The sequence below is a fragment of the Cardinium endosymbiont of Sogatella furcifera genome (assembly GCF_003351905.1).
Taxonomy (GTDB): Bacteria; Bacteroidota; Bacteroidia; order Cytophagales; family Amoebophilaceae; genus Cardinium.
The window spans coordinates 999,252-1,021,136 of sequence record NZ_CP022339.1; the positions used below are offsets into that span (position 1 = coordinate 999,252).

The window sequence follows — 21,885 nt, forward strand, 5'->3', positions numbered from 1 at the left end:
TATCAAGCACAACTAAGGTAACTTTTCCTAAAATTATGACCATGCAATGGACCATATCAGAATTGACCGATCGGTTTAACGGAAAATGCTTAGCCGGTAGTTCAGAGACCACTTTGACCCATCTCTGTACATTAGACGATGGATCACCCGGAGGGATTGGTTTTTTTTCCGATGCCAGATATACCGCTGCTTTTTACCGGACCCAGGCCTCTGCTGTTTTGGTAGCTAAAGATTTTACACCCGTTGCACCAGTAGCAGTGGCTTTGATCGGCGTCGAAGATCCATATGGCACTTTTTGCTTGCTTATCGAGGAAGTGCAGCAGCAAAGAATGACTATGCAGTCCTGTATAGAATTTCCCTCTTATATAGGCAACGCAGTTCAGGTAGGAGCGAATATTTATCGAGGTGCTTTTTCCTATATTGGCCACCATGTGGTCATAGGCAAAGGGGTCAAACTGTATCCACATGTTTATGTGGGCGACCATGTAACCATTGGAGACCATACCGTACTCTATAGTGGGGCTAAAATAGCTGCCTATACGGAAATAGGTAGCCGATGTGTCATCCATGCTGGTGCCGTAGTGGGTAGTGCGGGCTTTGGTTTTTTAACCCATCCAGATGGCAGCTACAAAGCGATCCCTTCGGTTGGTAAGGTACGCTTAGAGGATGATGTAGAAATTGGAGCCAATACCACCATAGATGCGGCTACGGTAGGTAGCACCCTAATAGGCAAAGGAACGAAAATAGACAACCTCGTCCAGGTCGCTCATAATGTGCAAATCGGCAAGCATACCGGTATTGCGTCACAGGTAGGGATTGCTGGATCCACTAAAATAGGTGATTATGGTCGATTGGGTGGGCAAACAGGTATTGCCGGCCACCTTCATTTAGGCGATCATATCACAGCCATTGGCAGGGCTGGTATTACCCGCTCTTTTCCAAAAGGCCATATTACCCTTTCCGGTACACCTGCTTTTGAACATAAAAAATTCTTAGCTTGCTATGCGCGATTTAAAAAGCTGGCACCAGAAAGAAAAACGTAAGGCCCTCTGCAGTTTTGCTGATCAAGGCAATGATGGTTTTACTCCTTTGCATCTGGCAGTTGAACGTGGTATTGACTCAGCAATGGCTGCCTTATTAGGATTTACTAACTTAGGTATTGATGTTAATGCACAAAGTAAAGACCATCGAACTCCTTTGCATATAGCATCTTACAATGGAAATGTAAAAATGGTTCAGGAATTACTGAAGATAGGAGATATTAATGTCAATCTACAAGAGTGTCGCGGCTGGACCCCTGCGCATTTGGCCGTTTATCAGAGCCATATAGAAGTAGTGCAAGCATTGCTGCAATCAGGAAAAATTGATCTCTATAAAAAAAATGCAAATGGCCATACTGTTATAGACCTAGCGAAGATACAAAATAATCGAGAGCTATTAAAAATGATTTATAATTTTACTTAGTATTATAGTCACGTAACCCAAAAAGAGGCAATACATACCTGATAAAAAATGTGTCTTGTAAAAAGTGGAAAAATTGATAGGTATGGATTTTATAAATCCATACCTATCAATCATATAAGTTGCTCAATATGAGAAGAAGATAAGCCAGTAAGAAGGACAATGTCATCTATAGGATATCCTTTTTGAAGCATAACTTGAGCGATTTCTATCTTACCCTCTATCTTACCCTCTATCTTACCCTCTATCTTACCCTCTATCTTACCCTCTATCTTACCCTCTATCTTACCTTCTATTTTACCCTCTTTTCTAGCTTGGTTTTTCATATAGTCTTCTACTGCTTGATTATCCATGATACGCTTGATCTCTTGTTCATAGGTAAGTAATTCCATTTCTGACCAGTTAAACCGATTTAAAGCTTCATAAGCGCGCTGAATAACCAAATCAGAATCTAGTATCTTGCTAACATCTTTTTCACTCGTAGAGGAAGCATAACGAAAAAAGTAACACCACTTCTCTACCATGGTGGAGAGGTCTTCTATAGCGGTAATCTTAAATTTGGGTAGTTCTATAAAAGTAAAAGAGAAATCTTGTAGATCATGCGTGTAGGTATTAGCGTCTAAAATGATATGATTGGATAGGTAGTCTTTTTTGTCAGGAAAAACAATATAATCTGTAATAGCGATAAAAATAACTGCTTTAAGATCTTGATATCTAGCGCCTATTTCTTGCCCTGCATTGAGCTGTCTGGAATAGGCTTTTGCAGCATAATACTGTGCCCTTTTTTCAAAGCCCTCTCGGGGAGCGACTTGCATCTCTACGATGATTTGCTTGCCATATTGGTCTGTGCATAGTACATCTACTATACTTTCTTTTTTGCAAGCAATATCCGGATCCTGAATTGTAGAAAGAAAAGTTACTTCTTTTACTTTATCTGGACCATGTAGATCCAGCACATCATTGATAAAGTGAATAAGAATATCTTTATGCTTTTCACTACCAAATATCTTGCGAAAAGCTACGTCGTTCTTCGGATTTAAAAACTTTGAGGTCACCATAGGGGTATATAACATCTATCTTTAATATAGTAACTTTTTATGGTATAGCAAGAATCTATTGGTTGAAATGGGTGAAAATTTGCTTTAATAAATCAATGTACTATCTATCATTATAAATGAATCATCTTGACTTATATTCGGATGATCTTTCATCAAAGTATCAAGTTATTTTTTTAATTGAAAGTAATTAAAAAATAAATATACATGTTTTAGAACAGAGGAAACCGAGTCATACCACCAAATATCTTTTTATAGTTGTTTTAAATTAGATTGTATTGATTGTGATGGTTTATTAATATAAATACCTTAAATTCACCCCATGGTACACTAGATGTGTTGGATGGGGTAATGGAAACATGTTCAGACCATTGAGCCACTGATCGACCCTACAACTAACTATCTTGATTCTGATTACATTTGCTCAATAGACTTGACTATATCTTTTACTTTTAATAAACTCTATTGGAGAAACATCACTCAAATCCATTCCGTATGATACGATAGAAAACATACTACTCTTTTTAGATCAAATAGCCTATTAACATGGAAGAGTAGTAGTCCATGGAGTTGATAAAGTTACCCATATGGATGGTATAGAATAGAAAAAGATAGCAATAGAAAATAAACAAAAAATAGCTGATTATAAAGATGTCAGAGTTATTTTGGTTAAATTAGTGGATCGGTTGTATAACCTAAAAACCGCTGACGTGTATGCATTGGAAAAACAAAAAAGAATAGTTGAAGAAACATTGATTTTTACATCCCATTGGGATAAATGGTTAAGTTGGGTGTTGTAAGTTGAATAGTTAATGAAATGCACACAGTTTATCAAACCATTATCACTAAATGTACATATAACATGAAGTAATACCTAGTATGATTCCTGTTGCTGTACACGTAATAGTGGCAACGAAAAATATCCATACTACGTCGCAATATATGCATAGTTATCTGGTAGTGCCATGAACCAGTGTACCTGTGTAAAAAGTGGTATACAATTTTCTAAACAAATCTTTACCATGCATCACCAACAACAGACCATTCAACATATTGTTCGCTTTGAAGGCATTGGGCTGCATACCGGTAAAAAGGTTAAGGTTACCTTAACCCCTATGCCCATGGATACAGGTATACAATTTCAACGAGTAGATCTACCTGATCAGCCTTGTATAGAGGCATCTGTAGCTTATGTGGTGGGAACAGAAAGGGGTACAGTGCTGGCAAAAGAGCAAGCACGGGTAGCTACAGTAGAACATTTATTGGCCGCTATTGTAGGGCTGGAGATAGATAATATTTGTGTACAATTAGATGGGCCAGAAGTCCCAGATCTAGATGGAAGTGCCTTGGCTTTTGTGGAGCTGCTATTAGAGGCAGGGCGGCTGCAACAGGAAGCGCCCCGAACCTTTTTTAGCCTTAAGAAAAAGTTTGTCTATGATGACCCTGATACCGGTAGCCATTATGAAGTTTATCCTGATACCAATTATAGCTTGCAGGTAACCCTTGCCTACAATAGATGGCCAATAGGCCATCAATATGCACACCTAGCTACATTAGTCCATTTTAAAGAAGAGATTGCCGCTGCCCGCACCTTTACCTATTTAGATGAAGTAGTTGCCTTGTATCGCAAGGGACTGCTACAGGGGGGAGATCCTGCCAAAGCAGTTATTTTTTCTGAGCATAGTGATAACACAGAGTGTTTGCAACAGGTCGCCCAGTTATCTGGTAAGAAAATTGAAAGTTTGGTCCTACCTACCAATCCATCTTCCTTGCGTTATATTAATGAACCAGCACGTCATAAACTATTGGACCTAATCGGTGACGTAGCCTTATTGGGTAGGCCTTTACAAGGGAAACTGATTGCCCATATGCCTGGGCATGGGGCTAATATACCTTTTGTGGCTGCTTTGCAAAAGCATTTGCTTAGGCAAGAAGCCAAAGGAGCTCCCATCTGTGACCTAGAGGCTCCACCCCTGTTCGATGTAAAGCAGATCAGTAGCATGCTACCCCATCGTTATCCCTTTCAATTGGTAGATAAAATTATGGAGCTAGGTTCTTCCCATGTAATTGGGGTTAAAAACGTAACGATGAATGAGCCCTTTTTTCAAGGCCATTTTCCTGGTACCCCTGTTATGCCTGGCGTTCTACAGGTAGAGGCATTGGCACAGACCGGTGGCCTATTGGTATTGCATAAGGTACCGGACCCAGCGGAATATTTAACTTATTTTCTCTCTATTGATGGGTGTAAATTCCGTCGTATGGTCGTGCCTGGAGATACCCTGGTATTACATTGTGTACTGCTTTCAGCTATTAAATTTAGTACTACTGAAAAGCAGTCTATAGGGATCGCAAAGGTAAAAGGTCGTATTTTTGTAGGTGAACATTTGGTGTGCGAAGCAGTCTTATTGGCTCAAATTGTGAAGCAACATGAATGATATCCATCCCGGTGCTACGCTGGGTCAAGCAGTAACCATAGGCAGTTTTGTAACCATTCAGGAAGATGTAGTCATAGGTGAGGGCACCTATATAGCGCCTCATGTGACCATTATGTCCGGAAGCCGTATTGGCAAAAACTGTCAGATTTTTTCAGGTGCCGTCATTGGCGCGGTTGCGCAAGATCGCAAGTCAGCTGCCTTAAATACCTATGTAGAAATTGGAGATCATACTGTTATACGTGAATTTGTTACCATTAATAGAGGCACTGTTGGCAATACCGTTGTAGGGTCTTATGTATTGCTTATGGCCTATGTACATGTGGCCCATGATTGTATCATTGAAGATCATGTGACCGTTACAAATGCCGTGCAATTAGCCGGCCATGTACAGCTGTACCACCATGCAGTAATAGGCGGTATGGCAGCTGTGCATCAGTTCATGCGCGTAGGAGCCTATAGTATGGTCGCTTCTAAAAGTATTGTGCGTAAAGATGTGCCCCCTTTTATTAAAGTAGCAAGAGAACCATTGTGCTATTGTGGCATCAACCTCGTCGCATTACAACGCCATGGCTTTACTAAAGAGCAGTGGAATAGCATATGCCATAGCTATCTTTTGATTTATCAAAGTCAATTATTACTACCTTTGGCATTAGAAGAGGTCGAGCAACGGGTTGACCATACGCAAGAAAAAGAAATGATCCTCTCTTTTATACGTAGCAGCCATAGAGGTATTGTGAAAAAAATAATACCTATGTAAGTAGGGTATTTTATCTCACTTTTTTCTTGATAAAAAAGTGGACAAAAAATCAAGCCCTCGGTAAAAAGTCGCTGAAAGTGACATCTTACAGATGGGAAAACAGTTCCCTTTGGGGGCTTCAAAGGAAACTATTTTCCTAATCATTTGTAAGCGGCTACTTTCTACACCCCGACCTTTTACAGAAGCGTTGTTCTTTTAACGCAAAAAACCATTGCGCTGAACACATAGATAGAATTTAAAAACTCAAAAAATAATTTACATACTTAATTAGGCAGAGCCTCTTCCAAGAGAGCCACTATTCCCTGGCGACCAAGGCGTTCTGCAACATCTATAGGTGTTTCATTATTTTTATTTGCTTTGATATTAGCGCCTGCCTTCAATAATATTTTAACCATTTTTTGAGCTTTTTCTTCATTGTCTAAAGCTACTGCATCGAATAAAGCATTATTTCCCAAGTTATCTGATGCATTCACGTTAGCTCCATGGTCCAATAACACTTCAGTAATTTTTAGAAATCCTTTCTTTATTGAAAGAAATAAAGGGAATAATAATTTATCATTGTCAGTTTTACATGTTGATATATTAACATCACACTTAAGGTTAAAGCTTGTATTTATATAATCTTTACTATAACTGCATAACTTGAGTAACGTTTTGACGAGTGGTATGGAACCCGAATTTATTGCATTAAGCAAGTCCATAGGATTATCCTGACAAGGAACACCCTTCATGACAGCTTCAAAAAACTTTTCTTCAAACCAATGGGGTATAGATTCTTTACCCATCATTCTTGGAAGCGCTTTTTGAATTGCTGAGGCATTCTTAATAATTATATTGAGTGTCAAATCATTTTGAGAAACGTTTAAAAGGTTATAGATTATTGTGAGAGGAGGTTGAGTAAAGATATGATCTGGATCCATATCCTGCTCTTTGTTTGTAATTTCACTTTCCCCATGTTGGATTGTCTCGCCTCCCAACATACCAGACCTTCCTAGCCCATTACAAGATGTAATTAGTGGCAATAAAATTAAATATTTTTTCATGGTGAATAAAAGTTTGATAATAATTGATAGTTAAATATAAATGATCTGTTCGCGCAGAAATAAGATAAATGATTATCCCTTTAATAGATTAAAAATTTTTTTATCAAAAGGCAAATAACTTTTACCTCCCATCTACTCAATTTATATCTGCCTATTTTTCGCCTCTAGATTTTTGATCTGTTTTTTTGTAAATCTGGGTCAGTTTATTATTGCATTCTTTAACCCTTATTAATGAATGGCGCAACTGTCTTCCTCAATTGGTTTATCCGATCGTTTTCATGGATGGAATGTGCTTTAAGGTAAAGGAAGTTGTGTAAGCAAATGTATGTATACCCTATAAAGTCCCTCACCCTACGCCAATAAGACCTATAAAGATTCCAGTAGATTACTAGCATAGTATAGCGTTCTATCTATTTTTTCTTATTTCATATTGCCCAAAGGCTGAATAGTAGCCCGTAAGAATGCCTTGTCAGTTGTTTATTACAGTAAAATAAATTAAATTGGCCGCTGATTGTTATCGATTTATTTGTATAACTTTATTCGATAGCGCCTATTAGTACCTTGGGTAGCCTGTTGTGGTTAGGCTTTGCATATACTTTTTAAGGTTTAAAATTATAAACAATTCATTATGATTAGTAAACGGACAATATTATTATTGATGGCGGTGTGGGTTTTTGCTTCTATCTACTATCAAGAATACAAGAAAGAGCAGAAGTTGCTTGCTACCCCCACATTAAACAATGTAACGCTATCTTCCATTAATGGTACGGATCCAATAAGGGTAAGTGATAAATATTCTGTAGAGGTGGTTGGTAAAATCTATGAAGGGTTGTATGAATATCATTATTTAAAAAGCCCTTTCGAGTTGGTATCCAATCTTGCTGAAGACCTACCTTCGATTTCTCCAGATGGTTTGGTCTATACTTTTAAAATTAAGCAAGGTGTGCTGTTTCAGGATGATCCTTGCTTTCCAAATGGTAAAGGCCGAGCGCTCAACGCATCTGACTTTGTTTTTAGCTTGAAAAGACTGGTAGATCCTAAAAATATAGTGCCTTATTTTGGCCTTATAGATGGTAAAATCAAAGGGTTGGATGCATGGAGACAGCAACCAGATTATGCGCAAGAGGTAGAAGGGTTAAAGGTGTTGGATGACTATACCCTACAAGTTACCCTTACGGAACCTTGGGCAGCATTTTTACATTTTTTAGCTATGCCGGTTGCTTTTGTGGTTGCTAAAGAGGCAGTAATGCACTATGGTCCTGAGTTTTTAAATCATCCGGTAGGTACAGGTCCTTTTATCTTAGAGGGCGGATTTAATCCGCAAGCCAAGCAGTTGACTTTTGTAAAGAATCCTTCCTTTAGGGAAAAATTATTCCCTGTTGAGGGGGATGCGTCGTATCAGTCTATCATAGCGGATTGTGCTGGTAAAAGGTTGCCTTTGGTGGATAAGGTGGTGACTAATATTATTACCGAAGAGCAGCCACTTGCCTTAAAACTAGAAAGTGCAGAACTCGATATAGCACCCATTACGGGTTCTAGTATTGCATTGAATATGGTTGAAAACAATGCTCTTTTGCCAAAATGGAGTAAAAAAGGGTTGCTTTTGGTGCAATCTCCTAGTGTGAATACTCAGTTTTTTGCCTTTAACCATAGCCATGAGGTGTTTAAAAATACCTATTTAAGGCAGGCGATGTCTATGGCTTTTGATCGGGAAGCCTATAGCCAAGCCTTTTATAAAGGTGCTGCTCAGCTGGCACAGTCTCTATTGCCACCTGTATTAATGGGTGAGGCCGATGGCTTACATGTCTCCTATGGTTATAACCTTGAGCGTGCAAAAGAATATTTAGCTAAAGCAGGCTATCCAGATGGAAAAGGGCTACCTGTTATTACGCTTGATGCGATTGTGGGAACAAGTTGTAAAGATAGAGCAGAATTTTTTGCCAAGTGTATGGCGAATATTGGTATAAAAATTCAAGTGGTAACCAATGTGCCCGCAGAACACTGGAATAAGATTGCTAAGGGGGCAACTATGATGCACCTGTTGACCTGGCAAGCTGATTACCCGGAACCTTCTACTTTTTTACAGGTGATCAGTAGCAAGGACTTGTGTGGTTTATTCTATGAAAATGCTGATTTTAATAGACTCTTTCATAAAGCGATGTGTACAACCAATGATGCGGAAAGGGCAACATGCTATCTAACGTTAAATAAAATAGCTGCTGAAGAAGTACCTATGATTTATGCCTTGCATGTCCCTGAGCAATACCTGCACTACAACTGGGTTAGAAATGTAGCTTCTAATCACTTTTGTCCATCTCTAGATGCGTATATTACGGTGGATATGGCTGCAAAAGTTAAGGCTATCAAGTAATTCTCCAGCTATTCGTATCTTCCCTTCGGGTATAATACAGCCTTTTATTTGTTTGTAATCTATGTGGGTAAATGGAAGAGGTGGTGTACACGAAGGGTAACCGCTCTTTCATTTTTATGATGCGTCTTTTTTTATACCTTCTAAAAAGATTGTGCTATGCGCTTTCGGTTATCCTAGGAGCTACTTTTTTAGTCTTTATAATCTTTAATGTACTCGTAGGAGACCCCACTTTTATTTTATTGGGTAAATATGCTACACCAGAAGCTATGGTGCTGCTTGCCCGTGAATTAGGTTTAGATAAGCCTTGGTATATCCAATACTGGGAAGTTTTAAAGTCTGCCTTTACCTTTAACTTCGGCTACTCCTGGACCACCAAGCAGTATATTTTAAAAATATTTCAAGAGGGTGGGCTGGTCTCCTTAACCGTTACATTGCCCGCTTTTTTAATAGGGAATAGTTTAGTAATATCGGTTGCCCTTTGGATGACCCAATATAGGGGAACCATTTGGGACCGTCTATTGGTCACCTTTTGCATTGTAATGACTAGTATTTCTATATTGGTCTATATTCTAATTGGCCAGTTGTTTTTTGCTTGCAAATTAAGGATTTTTCCAATAATGGGTTATGAAAAAGGCTTTTTAGCCTCTATGCCTTACATCATTTTACCAACTATTATTCTGGTATTGCTTCATTTTTGTTATCACTATCGATTCTATAGAACCATTATGTTGGAAGAAATGTATCAAGATTATGTGCGTACCGCACGGGCAAAAGGACTTCCAGAAGAGCGTGTGTTGTTTAAACACATCTTTAAAAATGTAATGGTTCCCATTGTTACAACCTTTGTGAAAGATTTTCCATCATTGTTATTTGGTTATGTAGTGATAGAGAATTTTTTTGGCATACCAGGGCTAGGTAATGTGGTGATAGATGCAATCAGCCTGTGCGATTTTCCAACGATTAAAGCCGTTACGATAATCGCTGCGGTGCTTAGTGTCTTGTGTAATATAGTGGGTGATGTATTATACACTTTGGTGGATCCGCGCATAAAATTGTAGAAAGACTATGCATAAACGTAATTGGTTCCATCCATTTGGTTTTGGTAAAAACGCTTTGTTAGGCAATACATTAAACCTTTTTTGTTTTGTAACCTTATTGGGCTATGCTTTAGTAGCCATATCTACTAAAATGGGATGGGTGGCTGCTAATTGGCATGCAGAAGTGGGTGCCTCTTATCAACCACCTAATGGCGCGCATTATTTTGGTACAGATATCTTGGGTAGAAGTGTTTTGGATAAAGTGTTGCATGGTACGGAAGTAGCCATGCATGTGGGTTTTGTAGTAGCTTTATGGACCGTTGTGATTGGTGCACTTTTTGGTATACTAGCGGGTTATTTTGGTGGCCTAATAGATGCCTGTATCGTTTGGCTCTATACCGTTGTAACGGCTATTCCCACGATGATTTTACTCATGGTGGTCGCCTTTGTATTGGGGAAAGGCATACAGACGATTTGTATTGCATTGGTTATAACAGAATGGACAGAAACCTGTCGACTGGTTCGGGGTGAAGTGATGCGCCATAAGGCTAGAGAATATATGCAAGCTGCTTCAGCTATTGGCGCTAGTAGTGGCCGTAAAATTTTTGTACATCTATTGCCCAATATGCTTCCATTGATTATTTATCAGTTTTCTTTAGTCTTTCAAACTGCAATAAAATATGAAGTAATTCTTTCTTATTTGGGTATGGGCATTCAAAATAAGCCTAGTTGGGGCATTATGATTAGTGATGCCAAAACAGGACTATTGAGGGGCATTTGGTGGGAGCTTGTTTTTGCTACAATGGCCATGTTCTTACTCGTTCTTGTGTTTAATATTTTAGCAGATGCATTGCGAGATCTATTAGATCCGAAGTTAAAAGGTCGATAAGCATGAAAATTCTTGAGGTTAAAAATTTAATAACGCAGTATTATACAGGGAAAAAGATGACCACAGTGGTCAATAATGTTTCCTTTGATCTTTTTGCTGGCCATTCCCTAGCCATTGTTGGAGAATCTGGTTCTGGTAAATCAGCTATGGCCCTTTCATTGATGCGGCTCGTTGAACCACCTGTTGGTACGATTATGGCACAGGGTATTTTTCTAGAAGGAAAGGATATTTTACAACTTTCTCTAAAAGAGATTCAAGAAATACGTGGCAACCGTATGGCCATGATCTTTCAGGAGCCTATGACGGCACTCAACCCAGTTTTTACCATTGGTGAACAGATTATGGAAACCATTCAGTTGCATCAACAGGTTCCACCAAAGGAGGCGAAAATACGTTGTATAGCCTTGCTAACCCTAGTCGGCATACCTGCTCCTCATCAGCGTATGCTGGAATATCCCCATCAAATTTCAGGTGGTATGCGGCAACGGGTAATGATTGCGATTGCACTGGCTTGTAGCCCATCTGTATTGATTGCAGATGAACCTACTACTGCTTTAGATGTGACGACGCAGGCGCAAATTATGGCTTTGATACGAAGGCTCCAAGTGGAAAAAAATATGGGTATTATACTGATTACCCATGATCTTGGAATAGTGGCTGAAGTATGTGATGAGGTGGCTGTTATGTATGGTGGTAGTATTGTAGAAAAGAGCTCCGTAAAAACTATTTTTAATGTGCCACTGCACCCCTATACACAAGCATTATTGGATTCTATTCCTCCTTTATCTGGTGGCATTCGTAGGTTGCGCACCATTGATGGCGTGGTGCCTCCCTTATCAGATCTACCTATTGGTTGTTCTTTTCAAGACCGTTGTCCCAACGTGCAAGATCGATGCAGAACGAGCAAGCCACGCCTTGAAAAAGCAAGCGTTGGCCATTCTGTAGCCTGTTTTTATCCATTACAAGGTGGCGTTAAATCGTGAGGGGTATGCAAACCAATAAACAAATTTTATTAGAAGTAGATCACCTGTATAAGACCTTTGCTGTAAAGCATCATCTCTTGGGTCATCGGGTTGGTACCGTATCTGCTGTGAATGATGTAAGCTTTACCCTATACCAGGGAGAGACACTAGGTTTAGTAGGCGAATCGGGTTGTGGTAAAACTACATTGGGTAGGACCATTTTGCGCTTGGTGGAGCCTACGGCTGGGCGTATTATTTTTGATGGGATAGATATTACGCACTGTAGTGCTAAGCGGATGCGTAGCATACGGAGAAAGATGCAAATTATTTTTCAAGATCCTTATGCTGCTTTGAATCCTAGAATGGCTATTAAGGAGATCCTAGAGGAACCCATCAAGATTCATCATCTGGCGGATAGCAAAGCGGCATCTACCCAGCGAATCTACCAATTACTCGATTATGTGCAACTGCCTAAAGCTACTTTATATAAGTATCCCCATGAACTTTCTGGAGGACAACGCCAGCGCATTTGCATCGCAAGGGCGTTAGCCGTTGAGCCTACCTTTATCGTTTGCGATGAAGCAATTGCTGCGTTAGATGTTTCAGTACAAGCGCAGGTGATCAATCTTTTAATGGATTTGCAGCAAGAACTAGGATTAACCTATCTCTTTATTTCACATGACTTAAGGGTAGTAGAATTTATAGCCAACCATGTTGCAGTGATGTATTTGGGAAAAATTGTAGAAGCTGCTCCCGCATCAGAAATCTATCAAAACCCTAAACATCCCTATACGAGAGCGCTTTTTTCTGCTATACCAACTATTCATTCATCTAGGCAAAAGGAACGGATTATCCTACAAGGAGATGTGCCGAGCCCAAGGGAGCTGCCTAGTGGCTGTTACTTTCATCCACGTTGCTGGAAAGCAACAGAAGCATGTAGGTCCATTCATCCAGCATTGGCGCAAACAGAAGGGGCCAATCATCAAGTAGCGTGTCATTTTCCAGAAGTCAATTAAATAGTATAGTTATATCATTCTATTAAACATATGTATCCACTTTCAGAGATTAAAAATCTTTCTACTTTAGATAGTCAGAAAGTCGTTAGGGTTAGAGGTAGGGTCTTTTCCAAAAAAGACTGCGGGCAGGTGTTATTCTTGATTTTACGCGATGGTATTGATACCTTACAGGCGGTGCTTGTCAAAAATCAAGCAGATACGCAGCTTGCTATAGAGGATTATAAGCTATTGCGTAGCATTGAAAATGAATCTTTTATTGAAATCATTGGTCAGGTCTATTGCGCTGAAAAAGCCGTATTGGCCTGCTCTAAGCAATCGATTGAGTTAGCTATAATGGGGTATACAGTGCTTAGTAGGTCTGTATTAGATTTGCCGATTACCCTAAAAGAGGCAGCCTTTATAGAAGATAAAAAAGGTGAAAATCAAATCTTTTCATCTATTCAGTATGTAAAACGATTGGATAACCGCGTATTAGATTTGCGTACCGATTTGGCGCAGGCTATTTTTCGCATCAATGATGGGATGCTTTTTTATATACAACAGTATCTACGCGAGCATGGTTTTATAGAAATCAAAACACCTAAGTTAATAGGGGGTGTTTCTGAGGGTGGTGCAGATCTATTTAAGGTAGACTATTTTGGCAAGCCGGCTTGTTTGGCACAGAGTCCGCAGCTATACAAGCAAATGGCAATTATAGGTGATTTTAAGCGTGTATTTGAGGTGGGCCCCGTCTTTCGTGCAGAAAATTCCGATACCAATAGACACCTAACAGAGTTTATAGGTGTTGACCTTGAAATGGTTATAGATCGGGACTATATGGAAGTAGTCCGTCTGGTATATCAGCTATTGGTTGATCTTTTTGGTGCATTGAATAAAAAATATAATCGAGAGATTGCCATTATACAATCTTTTTTTGAGGTCCCTAGGCTCACGCTTGCCTCAGAATTGGTTGTGGTGTCTTTTCCCGATGCGGTTGCTTTGTTAAGGTCCCATGGCAGGGAGCGCGGGGCGTTAGATGATTTGTCTACGGAGGAGGAAAAACAGTTAGGTGCGCTTGTAAAAGCAAAGTACCACACAGATTTATATGTGATTACCCGTTATCCATCTCGTGTGCGTCCCTTTTATACTATGGTTGATCCAGATGATAGTCAATATACCCATGCCTATGATTTTATGTTGCGCGGTGCAGAAATTCTCTCTGGTGCACAAAGAATAGATGATTATACCATGTTATCAGAACGTGTCCGTGAGATGGGCATAGACCCCACTACCATCTCCCATTATTTGAATGCATTTAAATATGGTGCACCGCCTCATGCTGGTGTGGGCATGGGGTTAGAACGGATGTTGAAATATTTTTTAGGTCTACCAGATGTACGTTACAGTAATCTCTTTCCACGTGATCCTAAGCGGTTGCATCCTTAATCAGGTAAAGCATGGGTAGGCTATTTGTGTCTATTCTCACCATTGGTTAATAATGGATTTTATCCCACTTTTTTCCTTATAAAAAAGTGGACAAAAAATCAACCCATCGGTAAAAAGTAGCTGAAAGTGCCATCTTACAGATGGAAAAACAGAAAGCGCCCACTGCATAGGCTTCAAAGGAAACTGTTTTGCCTAGTCATCTGTAAAATGCCACTTTCTACACCACGACTTTTTACAGGGGCGTTTTACTTTTAACGCAAAAAAACTGTGATTGGAATAGATACGTCTATGGAGAAGCTAATAAAGTAGTATTCGAAGGTCTTTGCAGTATGAATAATACAGCATTAATAGCCGTCTCAGCCATAGCATCAGCAAGCATCTTTGCATACTGCTTTGCATGTTTAGAAACGCCATATTTCATGTTATACTCCGTATAGGTATGGCTAAGCAAATTATTGATAAGATTATCCGGTATATTGTTATTGATCACATTAGATAGCTGATTATTTATATCTATAGAAAATATCTTAATGCCTTGATAACCAAGATAATCATAAGTATAGTCGTTTGCTTTTATATTAAAATGGTTAGGTAGCATAGTCTCCATTTTTTCGCGAAACGTGTTAACAGGGTTCTTCTTGTGAACTGGAGTTTCCTTAAGGTATCTGGCATAGTAAAGAAAATAGTCGCTTAACTCCTCTTTAACTGTAGGATATTGCTCCTGGAATATACGCTCCATAGCCTGTTCGTTCTTATCTGTAGCACGTCTGCTCGCAAAACAACAAGAATCTCTACTATTTGGTTGCATGCCATTAGGTATACCATGTTGATGCATGGTATGGCTACACCCTCCTAGGATGAGTAGATATAATAAATAAACTGTTCTAGTAAACATTGATATGCTATCTAATTATGTGTGATTAAAATAAAAACTTGCCTACTCCATCTGAATCTGTTGGTTGATTAGGAATAGTTCTCTTTTTTTTAATATTAATAAATATTTTTTTATTATGCAATATCTATTGCGCGTAGCAATTTGGGTATTGTGTCTTTTCTATGCGCCTCAAATACATTGAGGATAGGGTCTATTCTGCTGCGCCTATCTGCTTGTTATAGCTATCTTGCGAAAGTTGCGCTTTCGGTCCATTTTTATCCATTTTATTCGTATTTTTAACCATTTCTAAACCCTTAATACCCCACTTATGGATAGCACACCAACAGATCGTATTATACCCATCAATATAGAGGACGAAATGCGCGATGCCTACATAGATTATTCTATGTCTGTGATTGTAGCCAGGGCATTGCCTGATGTGCGGGATGGGTTAAAACCTGTACATAGGCGGGTATTGTATGGTATGTATGAGCTAGGGCTCAGTCAAAGTAAATCTTACAAAAAGTCTGCAAGAATTGTAGGAGAGGTGCTGGGTAAGTATCATCCACATGGTGATGTAGCCATTTATGAAGCGATGGCCCGTATGGCTCAAAGTTGGTCACTGCGTTATCCTCTTATAGAGGGCCAGGGTAATTTTGGCTCTATCGATGGAGATGCGCCTGCAGCGATGCGTTATACCGAAGCCCGTTTGGTACGTATTTCTGAGGAGCTGATTAAAGAAATAAATAAAGATACTGTTGATTTTCAGTTTAATTTTGATTCTTCCTTGGAAGAGCCTGTTGTATTGCCTGCGAAGCTACCCAACTTGCTTTTAAATGGTGCGTCTGGTATTGCAGTGGGTATGGCCACCAATATGGCTCCACATAATCTATCGGAAACCTTAAGTGCCATTGTGGCCTATATTGAGGATCATGACATTACCATTTCTGCATTAATGGAATATATGGTTGCCCCTGATTTTCCTACTGGTGGTATCATCTATGGGTATAATGGAGTGCGCGAAGCCTTTCAAACAGGCAGGGGGCGTGTGCTATTGCGTGGGAAAGCTACGGTTGAAGTGGCCGCTAATGGGAAAGAGCAAATCATTGTGACTGAAATACCCTATCAGGTGAACAAAGCGGTTATGATAGAGCGGACGGCACATCTGGTGAATGAAAAAAAAATAGAAGGTATTGCCGATATTCGGGATGAATCAGACAAGGAGGGTATGCGTATTGTTTATGATCTCAAACGAGATGCCATAGCCCATGTGGTACTCAATAACCTCTACAAACAAACCCAACTACAAAGCTCTTTTAGTGTAAACAATGTAGCGTTAGTAGAAGGTAGGCCTAAGGTTTTAAACCTTAAAGAACTCATTGTTCATTTTGTAGACCATAGGCATGAGGTATTGGTACGCAAGACTACCTTTGATCTAGAGCATGCCAAGAAGAAAATACATCTATTAGAAGGTTATCTTATCGCTTTAGATCATTTAGATAGCGTCATTGCGTTGATTCGTGGTGCTCAAGATCCAGAAGTAGCTAAAGTTGCATTGATGGAAACCTTTCCCTTGAGTGAAGTACAAGCAAAAGCCATTCTAGAAATGCGTTTGCAGCGGCTTACCGGTTTAGAGCGTGCAAAGATAGTGGAAGAACATCATCAAGTGCAAAAACTTATTGACCATTTAGTAGCGGTATTGGCTGATAAGGCGTTGCGCATGCGGTTGATTAAAGAAGAACTCATTGCCCTTAAAGAGCGTTATGGTGATGCACGTAGAACCGTAGTGGAGTATGAGGCAGATGCCTTTACCATGGAAGATATGATTCCAGATACGGAAATGGTGATTATGATTTCCAACCAAGGTTACATTAAGCGGACTCCATTGATTGACTATCGGTTACAAGGTCGAGGGGGAGTAGGGGCTAGGGGCATTACCACTAAAAAAGATGATTGTACAGAACATCTATTTATAGCTACGGCACACCAATATTTGTTAATATTTACCGAGTATGGAAAGATCTATTGGGTAAAGGTCTATACCATACCAGAAACCAAAAAGACTACACAAGGCAAAGCCATACAGAACCTAATCAATATAGCACCTGGAGATCAGGTGCGTAGTATTATTCAGGTGAGGGATTTGAAAGATAATAGCTATGTAGATAGCCATTATGTAGTGATGTCTACCAGGCAAGGGATTATTAAAAAAACCCCTTTGCGTGCCTATGCTACCCCACGTGCCAATGGGATTCATGCTATTGTGATTCGAGCAGGCGATTCGCTATTAGATGTGCAGCTAACCAATGGTAGTCATCACATTGTACTCGCCTTAGAGTCTGGAAGGGCCACGCAGTTTAATGAGCAAGATGTACGCCCTATGGGCCGTGTGGCCTCTGGTATAAGAGGCATTACGTTGGGGCATGCAGCGGATCGCGTGATTGGTATGGCCTGTTTCCCAACATCTGATTTAGATGTGTTGGTGGTTTCTGAAAATGGCTATGGTAAACGTTCGCCTCTGGTGGACTATCGGATTACCAAAAGAGGTGGTAAAGGTGTGAAAACCATTCAGATTACTGAAAAAACCGGAAAGTTAGTTGCGATTCATGCGGTGAAAAACCAGGATGAATTGATGATTATGAACCAGTCTGGTGTGGCCATTCGGATTGAAGTAGGTAGCTTACCCCTGATCGGTAGGGCTACTCAGGGCGTTCGATTGATTCGGTTGGGCAAAAATGATAAGATTGCTTCGGTAGCCAGAATCGATGTGTTAGAAGATGGCGAAGAACCTAAAGCAGGTATAGCGCAATCATTGGATACAGTGTCAGATGAAATGAGCGTATAGCGTTCAATTATAGATAGTATCTTGTTAACTGACTTATTGCTTGTCCATTTAAGCCCGCCTTAAGGGTACAAACAGCTTTCAATTAGTTATATAGCGGTCATGTATACATTTTATTTTTTACTGATATTTTTAGTCACTCCCTCGTCTCTTTTTGCTATACCTGCATCCATCGCACGCATTGTGCGTACCTTTGAAGGTCAAAATAAGCAGAAAAGTGCTAAGCCCAAGTCTGATCAGGTTACAGTTAGATCAGGAGATGGTTCGGCTAATGACACCCAATCAGCTGATCCATCACTTCTCTCTAATGCGCAGCAGGCTCGACTAGCTATAGATGCAGCCATTAAAAACAATAAGTTGGTAGGCCATCCTGCTACGTGGTATTATAGAGGGGTGATCTATGATCGACTTGTAAGGGATCATATTGCTGAAGCATCCACTGTATCTATTTTGTTAGATGAAGCACTTGCCGCCTATGCGCAGGCTAAGAAATTAAGTCTATCTAAAAGCAAGCAGTTTTATAGTTTTACCCTGAATAATGTAGCCGCTTTGTGGTCTTACTTTTTAAATAGGGGTATAGGTTACTATAGGCAAGAAGCAGTTGAGCAAGCCTTAGCGCAATTTGCTATTTGTAGACGTATCTTACCGGAAGAGCCGACTCCATTGTTGTATACGGCTATTGTCTATCATAGTGTTGATCAGCCAGAAAAGGCATTGCGTTATTATCAAGATTATGTAGCAGTCCACGGGCCGCATTTTGCGGTTGCACGTGCTATGGCTGCTATTCATTACCATAAGCTTAAAAATTTTGATAAGGCCATAGCTATTTTAAATGAAGCACTCCTTCAATTTCCTTTTCATAATGAGTTATTAGAAGAAAAGTGTTTGATCTATGAAACTTCTGGAAGCATAGATGATTATAGCACCTCTTTAAAGGTTGGGTTGCAAGATAAAAAAATAGATGCCTATTATGCATATGCTTATCTGTTGGAACATCAAGGTCGTATTCAGGAGGCCACTGGTTATTATCAGGAGCTTTTACAGGAGCATCCACATCAATATGATACATTGCGCCAAGTGGGTTTTATATTTTATAACGAAGCCATAAAACTATATACCGACATCCTAAAATTAAACCGACAAAAGGAGCAACTTGCCTATTCTGCGTTGGTTGAATCGTTCGGATTAATGCATGTAATGATGCAGCGTTTATGGCTGCATACGATTTGGCGCAATAGCGCCTTACCTAGGGGATTTTTTCCTAAGGAACCACCATTTTCTACCCGTCCTATATGGGTCGTATATGCGCATCCATTGGTTCAGCATAGTAGCGTAAGTCGCCTAGTTCATCTATTACAAGCAGGAAAGGTACCCTGTACGAGTCCTTTGTATGGCTACATCCATAGAAAAGTTGCCACTGCATGGGCTGCTAATAAGTCGGTGCAAACGGCAACAGCATTAGAACAATGCCTGCAACAAGCTTTGTATTACTTAAAAATGGTGCATAGAAAAGATAAAAAAGATCATAAAGTTGCACAAGCTTTGTACTATAGCTATTATCACTTAAAAAAGCACAGGGCTGCCTATAAGCTATTGCAAGCGATGCAAAAGCAGAAATGCCCTCTTGAAGATGATCCATTTATTGGGCATCAAGACCAGGTATAATGGACTGAAAAATAATGATTTTTATCCTACTTTTTTCTTGATAAAAAAGTGGACAAAAAATCAAGCCCTCGGTAAAAAGCCGCTGAAAGTGTCATCTGACAGATGGAAAAACAGAAAGCGCCCCCTTCGGGGGCTTAAAAGGAAACTGTTTTTCTACATCATCTGTAAAATGCCACTTTCTACACCACGACTTTTTACAGGGGCGGTTCTTTTTGACGCAAAAAACCACTGCGCTGAACACATACAAATTAAGGACAAGCTGTCCGAATATAGCAAGTTACTATACCCCTAGAGGTAGGTAGTATATTTCATTATGCGTGAGCGGGAGGGGAGGTGGTTTTTTGTGCTAAAGCAGCTTTTCTCTTACCATTTTTGAAATAAAGAAGCAACAAATGCGTGAGGATCAAAAGATTTTAAGTCTTCTACTTTTTCGCCTATACCAATGTATTGGATGGGGATGGAAAACTGATCTGCTATACCTAGCACCATACCCCCTTTAGAGGTCCCATCTAGTTTGGTAACAATGATACCCGTTACAGCTACAGCTGCTGTAAAGGCCTCGGCTTGCAGAAAGGCATTTTGCCCATTGGTGCCATCTAACACCAACAATACCTCTTGGGGAGCGCCAGGAAGACACTTTTGAATGGTTCGTTTAATTTTGGCTAGTTCATTAATCAGATGTACTTTGGTATGCAGCCGACCGGCCGTGTCTATGATCACTACATCTGTATGATTGCGTAGGCTTGCCTGTATCGTTTCATGCGCAACAGAGGAAGGATCTGACTGCATCGCTCGTGCTACTACTTCTGCTCCTACACGATTGCCCCAAATCGTTAGTTGTTCTACCGCTGCTGCGCGAAAGGTATCGGCAGCACCCAGCGTAACTTTTTTCCCTTGTGCTATAAACTGTGCTGCCAGTTTACCAATAGTAGTGGTTTTGCCTACACCATTTACACCTACTACCAGTATGACATGCGGATAGACGGGTGGTGTAGCTACCTGTGATGGGGAGGAAATATGTAAAAGTTGCTCCGTTTCAGACTGTAAAATTTGGTCTAACTCAGCCGTGGTCAGGTATTTATCCCGTGCAACCCGTTGCTCTATGGCGCCTATAATCTTAAGCGTTGTAGCTACACCCACATCTGCACCAATCAACAACTCCTCTAACCGATCCAGTACTTCACCATCAACCGTAGACTTGCCAGCAATCACTTTAGATAGCTTCCCCCAAAAAGATTGACGCGTCTTAGACAATGCTTCTACTAAATGCGGCTTGGTTGACTTAGCAAAAAAATCAAAAATACCCATAGTAAGTAACCTGCTTAATACTAAGATTATAAAACCCTATCCTGCCCCCAGGCAGGATGGTAGCAGAGCACTATGCCTTGCTAGCTACAATCTCTTTGATTACCTCAGAGGGTACAATTCTGCTACGAAAGGTATAAGCACCTGTTTTTGCTGATTTTTTTACTTGAATCAACTTAGTTAACTTAACCGTATCTCCTTTAGAAAGGGTGGCTACTACTTTCTTTGCCATGCTATTTAATAATTATTTAATTTCCTTATGAAGGGTATGTCGCTTGAGTATAGGATTATACTTTTTTAATTCCATGCGTGCAGTAGTAGTGGTTCTATTTTTTTCTGTACAATACCTGGACATACCTGCTACGCCACTATTTTTGTGTTCTGTACACTCTAAGATTACCTGTACCCTACCGCCTTTTTTCTTTGCCATTTTGCTTTATTACTTTTTACGAGGTTTCACACATTTAAACCAACCAGTGGTATTGCTTGGACAGCGTTCCCTTCTGTTTGGCCTCTTTTAACACCGCATGAATCCCCTTCTTATTGATGGTACGGATCACAGAAGTACAAACCTTCAATGGAATCCAAATACCCTCTTCCGGAATGTAAAAACGCTTTTTTTGCAAATTTGGGTAAAACCATCTTTTGGTTTTGTTGTTTGCATGGGATACGTTATTCCCTACAATGGGCTTTTTTCCCGTTATATCACAAATTCTTGCCATGCTTCTCTATGCTTTAAAATACTTAC

The 21,885-nt window shown here is 39.9% G+C and carries 21 protein-coding genes; 14 read left to right on the top strand and 7 right to left on the bottom strand.

The features are described from left to right. Positions 1-41: 41 nt before the first annotated feature. A complete protein-coding gene (gene lpxD, locus CE557_RS04450) occupies positions 42-1,043 on the top strand; it encodes a UDP-3-O-(3-hydroxymyristoyl)glucosamine N-acyltransferase (protein ID WP_114910483.1) in 1,002 nt (333 codons plus the stop codon). Next, on the top strand, positions 1,003-1,464 hold the full coding sequence (locus tag CE557_RS04455; RefSeq protein WP_114910375.1) for an ankyrin repeat domain-containing protein: 462 nt from the start codon (positions 1,003-1,005) through the stop codon (positions 1,462-1,464). Before lpxD ends, CE557_RS04455 begins: the two co-directional genes overlap by 41 nt. Before the next feature lie 110 nt (positions 1,465-1,574). Here CE557_RS04455 and CE557_RS04460 read toward each other — a convergent pair whose 3' ends face one another. Beyond that, a complete protein-coding gene (locus CE557_RS04460; RefSeq protein ID WP_114910484.1) occupies positions 1,575-2,519 on the bottom strand; it encodes an Rpn family recombination-promoting nuclease/putative transposase in 945 nt (314 codons plus the stop codon). Positions 2,520-3,133: 614 nt separating this feature from the next. Between CE557_RS04460 and CE557_RS05225 the strand changes: the two genes are divergently transcribed. The 3 genes from CE557_RS05225 (at position 3,134) to lpxA (ending at position 5,708) form a co-directional block, all read left to right on the top strand. After that, complete coding sequence (locus tag CE557_RS05225) at positions 3,134-3,316, top strand: HD domain-containing protein (RefSeq protein WP_317048466.1); 183 nt, start codon at positions 3,134-3,136, stop codon at positions 3,314-3,316. A 165-nt stretch (positions 3,317-3,481) separates the two neighbouring features. Further along, entirely contained in the window at positions 3,482-4,951 is a 1,470-nt protein-coding gene (locus tag CE557_RS04470; RefSeq protein ID WP_223245893.1) for a bifunctional UDP-3-O-[3-hydroxymyristoyl] N-acetylglucosamine deacetylase/3-hydroxyacyl-ACP dehydratase, read from the top strand. Then, positions 4,944-5,708 carry an acyl-ACP--UDP-N-acetylglucosamine O-acyltransferase gene (gene lpxA, locus CE557_RS04475; RefSeq protein ID WP_114910377.1) on the top strand — a complete coding sequence of 255 codons (765 nt, stop codon included), beginning with the start codon at positions 4,944-4,946 and terminating at the stop codon, positions 5,706-5,708. Before CE557_RS04470 ends, lpxA begins: the two co-directional genes overlap by 8 nt. A gap of 263 nt (positions 5,709-5,971) precedes the next feature. On the opposite strand, the gene CE557_RS04480 is transcribed toward lpxA, so the two are convergent. After that, positions 5,972-6,751 carry an ankyrin repeat domain-containing protein gene (locus tag CE557_RS04480; protein WP_114910378.1) on the bottom strand — a complete coding sequence of 260 codons (780 nt, stop codon included), beginning with the start codon at positions 6,749-6,751 and terminating at the stop codon, positions 5,972-5,974. Between the two features lie 628 nt (positions 6,752-7,379). On the opposite strand from CE557_RS04480, the gene CE557_RS04485 reads away from it, so the two are divergent. From CE557_RS04485 to aspS, 6 genes are all read left to right on the top strand, one after another. After that, positions 7,380-9,122: an ABC transporter substrate-binding protein gene (locus CE557_RS04485; protein WP_114910379.1), complete on the top strand. Its 1,743-nt coding sequence runs from the start codon at positions 7,380-7,382 to the stop codon at positions 9,120-9,122. A 71-nt stretch (positions 9,123-9,193) separates the two neighbouring features. Beyond that, entirely contained in the window at positions 9,194-10,180 is a 987-nt protein-coding gene (locus CE557_RS04490) for an ABC transporter permease (RefSeq protein ID WP_223245894.1), read from the top strand. 7 nt (positions 10,181-10,187) lie between these two features. Beyond that, positions 10,188-11,048, top strand: a complete 861-nt coding sequence (locus CE557_RS04495) for an ABC transporter permease (RefSeq protein WP_114910380.1) — start codon at positions 10,188-10,190, stop codon at positions 11,046-11,048. A gap of 2 nt (positions 11,049-11,050) precedes the next feature. Continuing rightward, positions 11,051-12,031: an ABC transporter ATP-binding protein gene (locus CE557_RS04500; protein WP_162790016.1), complete on the top strand. Its 981-nt coding sequence runs from the start codon at positions 11,051-11,053 to the stop codon at positions 12,029-12,031. 5 nt (positions 12,032-12,036) lie between these two features. After that, positions 12,037-13,026 (top strand): ABC transporter ATP-binding protein, encoded by a 990-nt coding sequence (locus CE557_RS04505; RefSeq protein WP_114910487.1) that lies wholly within the window; start codon positions 12,037-12,039, stop codon positions 13,024-13,026. A gap of 30 nt (positions 13,027-13,056) precedes the next feature. Beyond that, positions 13,057-14,451, top strand: a complete 1,395-nt coding sequence (gene aspS / locus CE557_RS04510) for an aspartate--tRNA(Asn) ligase (RefSeq protein ID WP_114910382.1) — start codon at positions 13,057-13,059, stop codon at positions 14,449-14,451. A gap of 286 nt (positions 14,452-14,737) precedes the next feature. Here aspS and CE557_RS04515 read toward each other — a convergent pair whose 3' ends face one another. Next, positions 14,738-15,346, bottom strand: a complete 609-nt coding sequence (locus tag CE557_RS04515) for a hypothetical protein (protein WP_114910383.1) — start codon at positions 15,344-15,346, stop codon at positions 14,738-14,740. Positions 15,347-15,653: 307 nt separating this feature from the next. Between CE557_RS04515 and gyrA the strand changes: the two genes are divergently transcribed. The 3 genes from gyrA (at position 15,654) to CE557_RS04530 (ending at position 20,124) form a co-directional block, all read left to right on the top strand. Then, on the top strand, positions 15,654-18,170 hold the full coding sequence (gene gyrA, locus CE557_RS04520) for a DNA gyrase subunit A (protein WP_114910384.1): 2,517 nt from the start codon (positions 15,654-15,656) through the stop codon (positions 18,168-18,170). 99 nt (positions 18,171-18,269) lie between these two features. Next, positions 18,270-19,832 (top strand): tetratricopeptide repeat protein, encoded by a 1,563-nt coding sequence (locus CE557_RS04525; protein ID WP_114910385.1) that lies wholly within the window; start codon positions 18,270-18,272, stop codon positions 19,830-19,832. After that, positions 19,798-20,124 (top strand): hypothetical protein, encoded by a 327-nt coding sequence (locus CE557_RS04530; RefSeq protein WP_114910386.1) that lies wholly within the window; start codon positions 19,798-19,800, stop codon positions 20,122-20,124. The genes CE557_RS04525 and CE557_RS04530 overlap by 35 nt, the downstream gene beginning before the upstream one ends. A 71-nt stretch (positions 20,125-20,195) precedes the next feature. Here CE557_RS04530 and ftsY read toward each other — a convergent pair whose 3' ends face one another. From ftsY to rpmB, 4 genes are all read right to left on the bottom strand, one after another. Next, complete coding sequence (gene ftsY / locus CE557_RS04535; protein ID WP_114910387.1) at positions 20,196-21,140, bottom strand: signal recognition particle-docking protein FtsY; 945 nt, start codon at positions 21,138-21,140, stop codon at positions 20,196-20,198. Between the two features lie 70 nt (positions 21,141-21,210). After that, on the bottom strand, positions 21,211-21,369 hold the full coding sequence (locus CE557_RS04540) for a DUF4295 family protein (RefSeq protein ID WP_114910388.1): 159 nt from the start codon (positions 21,367-21,369) through the stop codon (positions 21,211-21,213). A gap of 12 nt (positions 21,370-21,381) precedes the next feature. Beyond that, positions 21,382-21,567: a 50S ribosomal protein L33 gene (gene rpmG, locus CE557_RS04545; RefSeq protein WP_114910389.1), complete on the bottom strand. Its 186-nt coding sequence runs from the start codon at positions 21,565-21,567 to the stop codon at positions 21,382-21,384. A 34-nt stretch (positions 21,568-21,601) separates the two neighbouring features. After that, the gene (rpmB, locus tag CE557_RS04550; RefSeq protein ID WP_114910390.1) at positions 21,602-21,859 is read right to left on the bottom strand and encodes a 50S ribosomal protein L28; all 258 of its coding nucleotides are present in this window, start codon (positions 21,857-21,859) and stop codon (positions 21,602-21,604) included. Positions 21,860-21,885 lie beyond the last annotated feature (26 nt).